Source organism: Saliterribacillus persicus (genome assembly GCF_003337485.1).
Taxonomy (GTDB): Bacteria; Bacillota; Bacilli; order Bacillales; family Amphibacillaceae; genus Saliterribacillus; species Saliterribacillus persicus.
Genome location: NZ_QPJJ01000004.1, coordinates 131,056 through 143,310, shown reverse-complemented (window position 1 = coordinate 143,310; position 12,255 = coordinate 131,056). Strand labels below are relative to the sequence as shown.

The 12,255-nt window shown below is 37.3% G+C and carries 12 protein-coding genes; 7 read left to right on the top strand and 5 right to left on the bottom strand.

All coding sequences use genetic code 11. The features are described from left to right. The first annotated feature begins 75 nt into the window (after window positions 1–75). The 5 genes from DFR57_RS06135 to DFR57_RS06115 all read left to right on the top strand — a co-directional run bounded on the left by DFR57_RS06135 (window position 76) and on the right by DFR57_RS06115 (window position 5,625). Window positions 76–2,061 carry a fructose-specific PTS transporter subunit EIIC gene (locus DFR57_RS06135; RefSeq protein ID WP_114352260.1) on the top strand — a complete coding sequence of 662 codons (1,986 nt, stop codon included), beginning with the start codon at window positions 76–78 and terminating at the stop codon, window positions 2,059–2,061. Between the two features lie 293 nt (window positions 2,062–2,354). Beyond that, entirely contained in the window at window positions 2,355–3,623 is a 1,269-nt protein-coding gene (locus tag DFR57_RS06130) for an ammonium transporter (protein WP_114352259.1), read from the top strand. A 2-nt stretch (window positions 3,624–3,625) separates the two neighbouring features. Then, window positions 3,626–4,630: a DUF294 nucleotidyltransferase-like domain-containing protein gene (locus DFR57_RS06125; RefSeq protein WP_114352258.1), complete on the top strand. Its 1,005-nt coding sequence runs from the start codon at window positions 3,626–3,628 to the stop codon at window positions 4,628–4,630. After that, window positions 4,624–5,349, top strand: coding sequence for an exonuclease domain-containing protein (locus DFR57_RS06120; protein WP_114352257.1), 726 nt, complete (start codon window positions 4,624–4,626; stop codon window positions 5,347–5,349). The genes DFR57_RS06125 and DFR57_RS06120 overlap by 7 nt, the downstream gene beginning before the upstream one ends. A gap of 30 nt (window positions 5,350–5,379) precedes the next feature. Continuing rightward, complete coding sequence (locus DFR57_RS06115; RefSeq protein WP_114352256.1) at window positions 5,380–5,625, top strand: MerR family transcriptional regulator; 246 nt, start codon at window positions 5,380–5,382, stop codon at window positions 5,623–5,625. Between the two features lie 62 nt (window positions 5,626–5,687). Here DFR57_RS06115 and DFR57_RS06110 read toward each other — a convergent pair whose 3' ends face one another. Next, complete coding sequence (locus DFR57_RS06110) at window positions 5,688–6,470, bottom strand: TIGR00266 family protein (protein WP_114352255.1); 783 nt, start codon at window positions 6,468–6,470, stop codon at window positions 5,688–5,690. Between the two features lie 304 nt (window positions 6,471–6,774). On the opposite strand from DFR57_RS06110, the gene DFR57_RS18220 reads away from it, so the two are divergent. Next, window positions 6,775–6,939: a hypothetical protein gene (locus tag DFR57_RS18220; protein ID WP_170132920.1), complete on the top strand. Its 165-nt coding sequence runs from the start codon at window positions 6,775–6,777 to the stop codon at window positions 6,937–6,939. Between the two features lie 98 nt (window positions 6,940–7,037). On the opposite strand, the gene DFR57_RS06105 is transcribed toward DFR57_RS18220, so the two are convergent. Next, entirely contained in the window at window positions 7,038–7,838 is an 801-nt protein-coding gene (locus tag DFR57_RS06105; RefSeq protein WP_114352254.1) for an RDD family protein, read from the bottom strand. 96 nt (window positions 7,839–7,934) lie between these two features. Here DFR57_RS06105 and DFR57_RS06100 point away from each other — a divergent pair, with 96 nt between their 5' ends. Continuing rightward, complete coding sequence (locus DFR57_RS06100) at window positions 7,935–8,909, top strand: stage II sporulation protein M (RefSeq protein WP_114352253.1); 975 nt, start codon at window positions 7,935–7,937, stop codon at window positions 8,907–8,909. On the opposite strand, the gene DFR57_RS06095 is transcribed toward DFR57_RS06100, so the two are convergent. From DFR57_RS06095 to DFR57_RS06085, 3 genes are read right to left on the bottom strand one after another with little or no spacing between them, the layout of a single operon-like run. Further along, entirely contained in the window at window positions 8,889–10,244 is a 1,356-nt protein-coding gene (locus tag DFR57_RS06095; RefSeq protein ID WP_245937404.1) for a DUF58 domain-containing protein, read from the bottom strand. The two genes, DFR57_RS06100 and DFR57_RS06095, sit on opposite strands and share 21 nt — an antisense overlap. Continuing rightward, window positions 10,198–11,121, bottom strand: coding sequence for an AAA family ATPase (locus tag DFR57_RS06090; RefSeq protein WP_114352252.1), 924 nt, complete (start codon window positions 11,119–11,121; stop codon window positions 10,198–10,200). Before DFR57_RS06090 ends, DFR57_RS06095 begins: the two co-directional genes overlap by 47 nt. After that, window positions 11,118–12,254 (bottom strand): DUF4350 domain-containing protein, encoded by a 1,137-nt coding sequence (locus tag DFR57_RS06085; RefSeq protein WP_170132919.1) that lies wholly within the window; start codon window positions 12,252–12,254, stop codon window positions 11,118–11,120. The genes DFR57_RS06090 and DFR57_RS06085 overlap by 4 nt, the downstream gene beginning before the upstream one ends. Between the last annotated feature and the right edge of the window lies 1 nt (window position 12,255).

Below are 12,255 nucleotides of genomic sequence, written 5' to 3'. Positions count from 1 at the left end.
TGGTAAAAAAATGAATCTTAACAAGCGTCTAATCAGGGTATACTAAACATAACAAAAAAGTGAAGGAGTGAAATGATGAAAATTTTAGCTATAACGTCTTGTCCGAATGGCATTGCACATACTTACATGGCTGCCGAAAATCTGCAAAAAGCTGCAGATGAGATGGGTATCGACATGAAGGTAGAAACGCAAGGGTCAATTGGCGCGGAGAATGAATTAACCCAAGCGGAGATTGAAGAAGCGGATGCCATTATCATTTCAGCGGATAAAACGGTTAATAAAGAAAGATTTGTAGGGAAAAAGCTAGTCGTTGAAGGTGTACAAGCGGGTATACGAAATCCCAAAACCCTTATTGAGAGAGCTATGAGTGATGAAGCTCCAGTCCATCAGGGTGGAGATAGTGAAAGTTCTTCGATGCCTACTTCTTCAGCAAAGACAAAACAAAATCCGATATATCGTCATTTAATGAACGGGGTTTCCTTTATGATTCCGTTTATCGTAGTGGGTGGACTTTTAATTGCCATTGCCTTAACGATAGGTGGAGATACTACTGAAGGTGGAATTGTAATCCCGGAAGATTCCATTTGGAAAACAATTGAACAAATAGGTGCTGCGGCATTTAGTTTCATGGTTCCAATTCTAGCAGGTTACATTGCTTATAGTATCGCAGATCGACCTGGTTTAGCTCCGGGTATGATTGGTGGTTATATCGCAGCTAATGGTAGCTTTTATGGAAGTGAGGCAAGTGCAGGTTTCCTAGGTGGTATTATTGCAGGTTTCCTAGCAGGGTATGTCGCATTATGGATTAAGAAAGTAAAAGTGCCGAAAATGATGCAACCGATTATGCCGATTATCATTATTCCGGTCTTGTCCTCTATTATAGTAGGTTTAATATTTGTCTTATTAATTGGCGCCCCAGTCGCGCAAGTTTTTGAATCTTTAACAGGTTGGTTAGAAGGTATGCAAGGGACGAGCTCTATCTTACTAGCACTTATCCTAGGTGCCATGATTGCCTTTGATATGGGCGGCCCAGTTAATAAAGTAGCCTTCTTATTTGGTGCAGCTATGATTGGAGAAGGTAACTATGAAATTATGGGGCCAATCGCAGTTGCTATTGCGGTACCGCCGATTGGGTTAGGTATTGCAACATTGATGTTTAAACAAAAATTTGAAAACTCACAACGAGAAGCAGGAAAAGCTTCATTAACGATGGGCTTTTTCGGTATAACGGAAGGCGCGATCCCGTTTGCCGCACAGGATCCACTTCGAGTTATTCCAAGTATTATGGTTGGTTCGATGGCCGGTTCTGTCGTAGCGATGCTAAGTGGTGTTGGAGACAGAGTAGCTCATGGTGGACCGATTGTAGGTGTTCTGGGTGCTGTTGATAATGTTGTCATGTTCTTTGTAGCAATACTCGTTGGTTCGTTTGTTGTTGCATTTATGATCAAATTACTAAAAAGAGACGTAGATGGAATTTCACCACAACCTGCAACTGCAGGAGCGGGTGCAGCTGGAGCTACAAATAATTCTACTTCTTCTGAAATAAAGCAAAATTCAGATTCAAAAGTAACAACAGCCGAAAAAAATGAATCTTTCGAGGACATAAGTCAATTAACCGATATATTAAATATAGGATTAATTGATACCAATTTAAAAACAACCAATCTTGATGACACCATCGACGAGCTAATTGCAAAATTAGATAAAGACGGCGCTTTATCATCTAAAGAAGACTTTAAACAAGCAATCCTTTCACGTGAAGAGGAAAGCACCACAGGAATTGGCATGAATGTTGCAATTCCACATGGAAAGTCCGAAGCGGTTAAAAAACCAAGAGTGGTATTTGGTTTAAATAAAGAAGGTGTTGATTGGTATAGCACAGATGGAACGTTAGCTAAATTAATTTTCATGATTGCAGTTCCAAAACATGCAGAAGGTGACGCTCATTTGAGAATATTACAGATGCTTTCTCGTAAATTGATGGATGATGACTACCGTGAAAAATTGATGCAAGTACAATCGGATGAGGAAGCTTATTCTCTATTAGAAGAAATAAAATAATCGAAGACTTCTATATAGATTAAGTATTATTTGAGTCCTTATAATGCATTGAGAAGTAATCCGTGCTCACGGTCGATTATCATGATTTTACTCAAATTATAAAGCTAGTGTTCTTTAAATAATAAATATTTTGAAAAGATAAAGGCCCTTTTCCTTGATGGAGAAGGGTTTTTAAATATTCTGAAAATAGTGTGTAAGATAATCTTACATAAATGTTGTTGCTCTTTTCGAATCGATGTACACTCTTATTAACAGTTGATGTTAATTAAATTTACAAGGAGAGGGAGAGCAAAATGGAATTATCTTTAGTTAATAATTTGTGGGTCATCATTGGTACATTTTTAGTTTTACTTATGCAAGGTGGGTTTATCTTATTGGAGGCTGGCTCAACTAGAATGAAAAATGCTGGTCACATAGCGGGAAAAACAATTTTCACAGTAGGTATCTCGTCACTAGTGTTTTGGGCAGTAGGTTATGGATTTATATACGGGGAAGGAAATTGGTTTATTGGACTTTCTAACTTCTTCTACGGAGATGCATCATTTGCAGGAGAAGGTTTATCACCAGCAATTGATTTCATGTTCCAATTGGTATTTGCAGCAATTGCAATGACAATTGCATTTGGAGGATTTGCTGAACGTGCTAAATTATCAGCGTATGTAGTGTTTGCAGTATTATTTTCTGCATTAGTTTACCCAGTAGTAGCACACTGGATCTGGGGTGGTGGCTGGTTAGCTGATCACGGTAAACAAGACTTTGCAGGTTCTACGGTTGTTCACTTAACAGGTGCGATGGCAGCTTTAGCAGCGACTATCATCTTGAAGCCTCGTATTGGAAAATATAATAAAGACGGTTCATCAAACGATTTAGCAGGACATAACCAAGTATATACGGCTTTAGGTGTATTACTACTATGGGTAGGTTGGTTTGGTTTTAATGGCGCAAGTACATTTGGTGTAGAGGATGCATTCTTTGGATTTGTTATCTTAAATACGCAACTTGCAGCAGCAGCAGGCGCAATTGCAGCGATGTTATTAGTTTGGGCATTAACTGGAAAAGCAGACGTTCCAACAACATTAAATGGTGCATTAGCAGGTTTAGTTGCAATCACTGCATCAGCAGGTTTTGTAGAGCCATGGGCAGCTGTAATAATTGGTATTATCGGTGGACTAATTGTAGTCGGAAGTATGCGTATGTTTGATAAAGCGAAAATTGATGATCCGATCTTCGCCTTATCCGTTCACGGTACAGTAGGTGTTTGGGGTACGATTTCTACAGGTTTCTTCGCAACGCCTGAACTGTCAACTGGCATGGATTGGGGTAAGCCTGGATTATTCTATGGCGGAGGATTCGAACAGCTAGGCGTACAGATCATGGGTGTAGCGGCAAGTGGTGTATATGCATTCGTTGTATCTTTCATCATCCTAAAAGTGATGGATAAAATGATGGGTGGATTACGCGTATCTGAAGAAGAAGAAATTATCGGTCTTGACTTAAGTGAGCATGGTAGTTATGGTTATCCGGAGAACATTCCGAATCCAAATGATACGAAAGGTGCTTAATAATGGCAACTCTCTATCATAAAAAGGAGATGACTTCAGGCTTGCGAAGTTACCAAGCGATCAAAGTCAAAAGAGAAAAAACAATCAAAGAAGCTGAAAATCATTATAGTTTAAATAAAATTCATGATGAAGTGATGAAAGATACAGTTGAATTAGCAATTAAAAACATAGAAAGTGAGCAGGGCAAGATTCCTGCTCCCTTTGCTTTCTTTTTAATGGGTAGTGCAGGGAGGTCAGAACAATCAGTATGGAGTGATCAAGACCATGGAATCCTATTCGATGGCAAAGATGACTTGCAGCCATATTTCTTAAAGCTTGGTACAGAAATAATGAGAGGATTAGAAGAAGTAGGCTATGAGAAGTGTGATGGGAAAGTGATGTCGTCTGAATCAAGGTGGTGTCAGTCAATCACTAGTTTTGAAGAACAAATTATAGGTTGGCTAGATGAAGCAACATGGCAGTCATTGCGCCATTTTGGTACTTTTTTTGATTCAAGAGTATTGATAGGTGAAGAAACATATTTAGAGGAGTTAAAACAATCTGCCTTTTCTTTCATTGAAGAAAATCCGCATATCTATAAAAGGTTAGTAGATAATGTAGATTTTGTTCGCAAAGGGATCGGGATATTTGGACAATTATTACCAGAGCAATCTGGCAGTCACAGTGGAGAGATTGCACTTAAAACGACAACCTTTTTTCCGTATGTAAATGCCTTGCGATTACTATCACTACTAGAGCATGAAACTGTTCCACAAACCATCGAGAGATTTAAAGTCTTAGAGGCGAAATACTCTTATTTAAAAGAATACCAGGTTGATTTTGAAGAACTTTTGGCATTCAGATTTGAATACAGAAAAGATGCTAAAACATATGATGAAGTTCATTATTTGCCTTTAAGTCAATTAAATAAAGAGGATAAACAACTGTTAAAGTACTTTATGAAAAAAGGGTATGCTTTATTTTATGACACCAAATCTTATGTAGAAGAAGCGTGTGTAAAATGGTAATGAATGAAATGATGCAGTTTATTAAACAAATGTCTGGAAGGTTAAATGCGAATGATATAGCGAATCAGACAGATGCAAAAAAGATTGCCTATATGCGTAATTTGCAAAGAGAATTAAAGCAAAAGGATGTTTTATCTATTCCCTTTGATGAGTTATCTGTTGTCGTTTTTGATATTGAAACCACTGGTTTTTATCCATATAACGGAGATCGAATTTTATCCATTGGCGCTGTGAAAATGAAAGGGGATCAAGTTCTTGAAGATGATCTGTTTTACTCTACGATATATAGTGCAAAAGGAGTACCAGAAAACATTGAAGAGCTTACAGGGATAACTGCCTCTGAGTTATTGCAAGCTGCTCCATTACCAGAAGTTTTACGTGAATTCTTTCAGTTTGTTCAAACGGATACGTTGGTCGCTCATCATTCGGCGCATGAGAAGCAATTTATGAAGCATGCGAATTGGATTGCATTAAAATCGAGCTTTGAGCACCGTATTATTGATACTTCTTTTTTAACGAAAATAACAGAACCGGAGTTAGCTATGGTTAGCTTAGATGATTTTTGTTCCTATTATCAAATAGAAATAAAAAGAAGACATCACGCGTTATATGATGCGATGGCAACGGCAAGACTTTGGTCTGAAAATATTAAAAAGGTAAAAGCAATGGGCTTTGAAAATATGAAAGATATTTATACTCATCTTGCTAGTCAGGGTTAGTAAATATCGAAAAAAAGGAGCGGAGGGGAATTGAATCATGATATCCCAGATGATGTGTCGACCTTTCCGATTAGTGTGGTGGAAGAATTAACCCAATTAAGTGGCAGGCAAATAAGGTATTATGAGGAACAAGGCTTGATATCTCCGGAGAGAAATGAAGGGAACAGACGGCTTTTTTCCTTCAATGATATTGATCGTTTAAAGAAAATAAAAGAATTAATTGATCAAGGTATTAATATTGCTGGTATTCGTGCCATGTTAAAAGAAAAAGATTAACCCCCACAAGCGGAATGAAAATTACCTGTGGGGGATTATTTGTATAGGATAATATTAAAATATTATTTATTGAATGCATCAAAAATTCCGCCGATGCCACCTTCACCTTTATTTCCACCTTTTTCAGGCATTGCCGCAAATACTCTACTAGCTAAGCGGCTAAATGGCAAGGATTGCACCCATACCGTTCCAGGTCCAGTTAATGTTGCGAAAAAGATACCTTCTCCTCCAAAGAGTGCAGTTTTAACTCCACCAACAAATTCTACATTATAATCAACATCTCCGGTCATCGCAACTAGACATCCTGTATCGACACGTAATTTTTCACCTGGTTGTAATTCTCTTTTTACAATGGTCCCACCTGCATGGAGGAATGCCAATCCATCGCCCTCGAGTTTTTGCATAATAAATCCTTCGCCACCAAAGAAGCCAGTGCCGATCTTTCGTCTAAATTCAATTCCAACACTTACCCCTTTTGCCGCAGCTAAAAAAGCATCTTTTTGACAAATAATTTTCCCATTTAATTCACTAAGGTCCATTGGAACAATTTTGCCGGGATAAGGTGAAGCGAAAGAGACGTGTTTTTTTCCGCTACCCTGATTCGTAAAGGTCGTCATAAATAAACTTTCTCCAGATATCACTCGTTTACCTGCACCAAGTAATTTACCAACTAAACCATCCTGGTTCTCTGATCCATCTCCGAAAACAGTTTCCATGCGAATTGCTTCATCCATCATCATTAAACCACCAGCTTCTGCAATGACGGTTTCATCAGGGTCTAATTCCACCTCCACAAACTGCATGTCATCTCCATAAAGCTTGTAATCAATTTCGTGATTATTCATTCCTCTCAGCTCCTTTTCCTTTATATTTGTTTATACGCATCATATCATAAAAAAGTTTCATTAAATTCAATATTCAGAATTTAAATGAATAATTATTCGTCCTATTAATAAAAAGGCTGTCATAAGCGCATTTGTTTAAAAATTCATCTCTTATAAATCTAGAGTATTTGTCTATAATATGAAGTATTGAAAAGAATTTAAAAGAATTTGCTTATATATGTTTACAAATCCTGAATATTTGGTATTATATAAGTATATTCATTGAAAAATGAAGAAATATTAGAGGGAAAGGGGATAGTTGACTATGGTGACATCTTTATACATGGTGACATTAACTATTCTTCTCACTTTTTTAGTTTTATCCGTTGTAGAAAAAATTTCTGCTAGACGTAAAAAACTAAAAGTAGAAATGAATTTAGACACTGCGGGCCAAGCTCAACCAGTTATTGCTGGTAAACACATGCATTAAATAATCAACGAATAGATTGTTGATATTAACCTTACTAAATAAAGCCTCCTGAATATTATAAATTCAGGAGGCTCTTTGTTTTTTTAAAAAAATTTTAATTATGCAGGCTGTAAATCCCACTCTTCTCTAAGGTGAAGGAATAAAATGAATAAATTATTCTCGATTTCTCTAGTTGTAAGGGAAGTATTATCTATTTCCAATTTTGGAAGGAGAATATCTCCAATTTGTTTATTTATCTCTACACGCTTCTCTGTAGGTAAGTCGATAATCCGATTACAATAGGTTTGTAACAGGTGCCAATCCTTTTGATCGAACTGTTTTAAGCTATGTGATGAAATGACGAGCTGTTCTTTTACTAATCCTCTTTTTCTTATTTCATTATCTAATTTCTTCTCTTTTTTGGTCGCGCGATGTTCATGCACTACAATCGTTCCGGCCGCGATATCTCCAAGTCTTTTATGTCTCTGGTGGAAAAATATAAGAAGTATCCCTACTAGATAACCAGATGGCAAACTATCCACCAGCCTTAAAAAGTTTCGTATAATACTAGATAGGAGTGTTATTCTGTGGCCATTATCTTGAATGGTTCGAAGATGAAGTATTCTTTTTCCAATCGTTCGTCCGCCCCAAAAGTATTCCAGAATAATATAATATCCCATGTTAATGAGGAAAATCGCTATTATAACAAGACCGATTAGTAGTCCGCTTGGTTCAGAAAAAGCACCTCCTATAAAGCTGCTCTCTAGTCCGAAAAAAAGAAACAGTATTAATAGTAAATTAGCTATTATAGTGATTGCGGAATCGATAATGAAAGCAGTAGATCTGCTACCTAGGCCAGCTAATTCAAATCTTAATGAAATATATTCGGGTGTCTTAATATCATAATGTTCTTGCTCCATTTTAGCACCTCAATCTGAGTAAAATTCTTCCAAAAGGTATGCATTCTTCCTATTTTCTATTATAATAGAGAAAATATCTAAATTTTAGGTGATGACATGCAATTAAATCAGTTTATTAAACAAAATAGAACCCAGTGGCAACATTTAGAAGCTTTAACCAAAAAGATTCAAAAGAAACCAACTCAATCCACCATCGATGATTTTGAAAATACATATCGAAAAGTTTCGCAACAATTGTCTTATAGTCAGACATACTTTCCGAATGATGAGATTACGTTGTACTTGAATGAGATCGTATCAAGAGCACATAATGTGTTATATCAATCACAGTTATCATCGTGGAAACAAATACACTATTTTTTCAGTACGAAATTTGTTGGTCTATTGCTTGAGCAATGGAAAGCTATTGTCATAGCAATGCTCCTGTTTGTGCTTGGAGGTGTAGCTAGCTTTTTTGCTGTAATCAATGATCCAATAAATGTATATGGTATTTTGCCAGCCGAATTAGCTCAAAATCTAGAGGCTGAAAAATTAGGTACCGTTCCAAAAGAAGTAAATGCTAGTTTAATGTCAGCAGAAATTATGACCAATAATATACAGGTTGCCATTTTAGCGTTTGCAGGTGGTATTACCTTTGGAATTTTGACGGTTTATATTTTAATATACAATGGCATGATTATTGGCGCGCTTGCCGCATTATTTTGGCATGCGGAAAACAGTTATGCTTTTTGGGCTTTTATTGTACCGCACGGCATGATTGAATTACTAGCGATATTTATTGCAGGTGGTGCTGGATTACTCATGGGTTATAAGTTGTTCGTTCCAAAGGAAAGATCTCGTGTGAGTCATTTAAAGATTCAAACAGTAAGATCTGTCCAGCTTTTGTTAGGAACAATTCCATTATTTATTATTGCCGGACTAATAGAAGGGTTTATCACCCCGGCAGATTTATCGTTAGAATTAAAATACGTGGTAGCTTTTATAACAGTAATTGGCGTTATTCTTTATATGTTGATTGGTCATTATTTACTGAAAAAAAGATCTCGCCTATCAGAGACTGCCTCTGTTTAGTTGGTCGATATACTGAGAAACTGCTGTTACTGCCAAACTTTCGGCTTTTGCTTCTATTAAACTAATGCCGTGCTTGTGCCAATAATGAATTTGATCCCTTAGATAAAGGTCTTGCTTTTGAGCAAGGCTTTTTTCTATGGCGATTCCTATGTGCGATGGTGATGCCTTTATTTTTTTCTGCTGTAGGCTATCCTCAATGCCGAGCATTAATACCAAATGTTTTTTCCTGATTTTTTTCATCATTAATTGTAAGCTATCTTCTAAAATGAAGGTTTGTACATCACTGAATAATAGGAACATACTTCTTTTTCTTTGCATTTGCTGTCCATATTGAAGGGCGTAAGCATAATTAGATTCATATGGATCAGCCTTTAAGTTATAAAGGCCTTTCAATATTCTATCTAAATGCGGGAGTCCTTTCCTTGCAGGTACGACAGTTTTTATTTCTTTTGAAAAAGCAATCACTGAAACATAATCACCGTTGTCTAAAGCAGCTGCTGCGACAGTAATAGCAGCTTCAATTGCTTTTTCTAACCGGTTAGCGTTCTCGAGCTCTACACCCATCATGCGTCCGCAATCAATAAATAAAGTGATGTATTTCCCGTGCTCAGGCTCATAAACATTTGTCATCATTTCATGTAATTTAGCTGATTGCCTCCAGTTTATTTTTCTAGGATCATCCCCCACTACATAAGTTCTAACCTTTGAGAATTCACCCATCCCGCTTCTCTGTTTGCGAATTTTATTTCCTTCATGAACAAGGTACATTTGGGCATTGCTTAAATATTTTTTTGCTTCAGAAAGATTTGGGATGATTTTCACATTAGACTCCAAGCTGGGAGTAAGTTGTTTTTCCCACAACCCTAGCTTGCTTTGGAATCTGATAAAAAGTTGGGAAAGAGCAAAGTCTCCCCGCGTCATTGGCTTAACGGTATACTCTAAGGTATTTTTTGTTTCACCCTTCACTTGATATAGTGAATTAAATGAAGGGTTGAAGGAGACTGGTAGACCATCTTTTAATTGAAATAAAGCAGGCTTCTTAGACGCATTATTAATATCGATAGAAACCGTATATTCCTCAAACCTTTCCATTTCCTCAGGCATATCACGATCGAATGTGAAATCTTTTTTTGACGGTGAAAAAACTAAATCAAACAACGTTATACCGATAAAGCTGATTGAAAGGGTAATAAATAAAAGCCAAGAAAAGTACCAAAAGGATAGTATGAATAACATACAAGCAAACACTAAATAGGTAAGAATTAATTTTCTCGTTGGTACAATTCCTCTATCTCGGAACAGTAACAGACCCCACCAGTTCTTGAATCGTTTCATCTAGGTTTGTTCCCTCCAATTCCGCATATGGGGATAATTGAATGCGATGACGCAAGCTTGGTAGAGCGACATTTTTCACATCATCAGGCGTGATATAATCCCTTCCTTCAATGTAAGCCCATGCCTTTGCACTTTTTCCAATAGCGATTGCAGCTCGAGTACTTGCCCCAAGTTGGATATTTGGAGTATCACGTGTTTTTCGTACTATTTGCATAATATAATCAGCGATGGAATCCTGGATCGTGACTTTCTTTACGTCCTCAATCATCTCAAGGAGCGCTTCTTCCGTTGTCATAGCTGATGTCTGATTAAGCTGTCCACTTATTACTTCTTGTAACACCTTAGTTTCAGATTCTAAGCTTGGAAAATCTACCGTTAATTTAAATAAAAAACGATCTTGCTGTGCTTCTGGTAATGGATATGTACCTTCATATTCAATTGGGTTCTGAGTTGCTGCTACAAAAAAGAAATTTGGAAGCGGATAGGTTTTGCCTTGAATGGTAACCTGTTTTTCCTCCATCGCTTCGAGTAGCGCAGCTTGTGTTTTTGCAGGGGTACGGTTGATTTCATCTGCTAGAAGAACATTCGAAAAAATCGGCCCTTTTATTGTTTTAAATTCACTTTCATGCATGTTGTAGATGGTGCTCCCGGTAATGTCACTCGGCAATAAATCAGGAGTAAACTGAATCCGGTTGAACGTCGCAGAAACAAGCTGAGCAAAGGTTTTTACCATTTGTGTCTTCCCTGTTCCTGGTACCCCTTCGATTAAAACATGCCCTTGGGCTAGAACGGCTGTGAATAATAATCGCACATTCTTTGATTGACCTAGAACTTGGGTTTCATATTTTTCGATTAAGTTTGTAACGGTTGTATTCATTCTTTTTCCACCTCTTTTTGCATACGATGTAAGTGTTTAGCCCACTTTAAATATGCTTGTTTATTGGTGCTTTCTTCTTTTTTAAATGTATCAAATTGTTGATGAAAGAGTCGAAAGCGATCTATTTGCTCCTCTGAAAGGAATCTTTCCAAACGGTTGATTCGCATTTCCCAGCTGTAACTTGTTGGGATACCATAGCGCTTTTGTAACATGTATTTTAAATAGTCTTCTTGATATGTAAGTGATTCGTGGTAGTTCTTTCCTTTTATATACCATTTGGCAAGAGCCACGGTCCTTTCATCACTGAATCGTACATACTCTTCTCGCGGTGTTACAATAAGGCCAAATCGCTTCCCCTTATACCACAGCCATAAAATAGTTAGTAGTAATCCTTCTAGTAAAATAACGTAGGCCCAACTAGGGTATAAACTAGTCAGAATTGTACTGGTGGTATGACCTAACTGACTACTATCGAAAACTATTTCTTCACTCTCCGTGTGACTCAGAAGATAAAGTGTTAGTTTTGCATGATCGGACGAAATAATTTCCTCATTGGTGAGCCAGTTTGGTTCTGTGAGCACAATCAAATTGCCTGATCCCACCTGCCGTTTTAAGGCTATCGCACCATATTCGTCGCTTAAGAGGATTTCATCCTGCTCTTCTGTATTTATTCTAACCGTGGATTCAACCATTGCTTCATAGCTTTGCTCATTTTCATCAGAAATGGAGGTAGTACTCTCATCTTCGATAAAAAATTGGTCTGTATAAGTAGTTTTAATATCAAACATGCTATCTGGGTTTTGTTTAGCCAGAACTAGTGTATTTCCATCTTCTATCCATTGTCTATATTCGTTAGCAAGTGCTTGATTGTTAAACATACCGGGCTCTATTAAAAACCGAATGCTTTCATCTGTTTCTGTTGTTTCCAATCCACTTTCCCTGCTTACTTGATAGCCCTCTTGTTCTAAATAGGAATAGAGCGCTTTTGTTCCATCGGGTGCAGGCGAATTAGCTGCATACGGTGGAAAAGCTTCTGGGGATTTGCTTATCGTGATAATGCTCAAGCCGATCAAAAAAAGGAGGGAAAGTACAAAGAGCAAACCTATTCTTGATTTTTCCTGCTTCGGTGTCACT

Bases quoted from the DNA above. Each gene is read 5' to 3' on its own strand.
- DFR57_RS06135 (WP_114352260.1), top strand. From the start codon at position 76: ATGAAAATTTTAGCTATAACGTCTTGTCCGAATGGCATTGCACATACT.
- DFR57_RS06130 (WP_114352259.1), top strand. From the start codon at position 2,355: ATGGAATTATCTTTAGTTAATAATTTGTGGGTCATCATTGGTACATTT.
- DFR57_RS06125 (WP_114352258.1), top strand. From the start codon at position 3,626: ATGGCAACTCTCTATCATAAAAAGGAGATGACTTCAGGCTTGCGAAGT.
- DFR57_RS06120 (WP_114352257.1), top strand. From the start codon at position 4,624: ATGGTAATGAATGAAATGATGCAGTTTATTAAACAAATGTCTGGAAGG.
- DFR57_RS06110 (WP_114352255.1), bottom strand. From the start codon at position 6,470: ATGAATAATCACGAAATTGATTACAAGCTTTATGGAGATGACATGCAG.
- DFR57_RS18220 (WP_170132920.1), top strand. From the start codon at position 6,775: ATGGTGACATCTTTATACATGGTGACATTAACTATTCTTCTCACTTTT.
- DFR57_RS06105 (WP_114352254.1), bottom strand. From the start codon at position 7,838: ATGGAGCAAGAACATTATGATATTAAGACACCCGAATATATTTCATTA.
- DFR57_RS06100 (WP_114352253.1), top strand. From the start codon at position 7,935: ATGCAATTAAATCAGTTTATTAAACAAAATAGAACCCAGTGGCAACAT.
- DFR57_RS06095 (WP_245937404.1), bottom strand. From the start codon at position 10,244: ATGAAACGATTCAAGAACTGGTGGGGTCTGTTACTGTTCCGAGATAGA.
- DFR57_RS06090 (WP_114352252.1), bottom strand. From the start codon at position 11,121: ATGAATACAACCGTTACAAACTTAATCGAAAAATATGAAACCCAAGTT.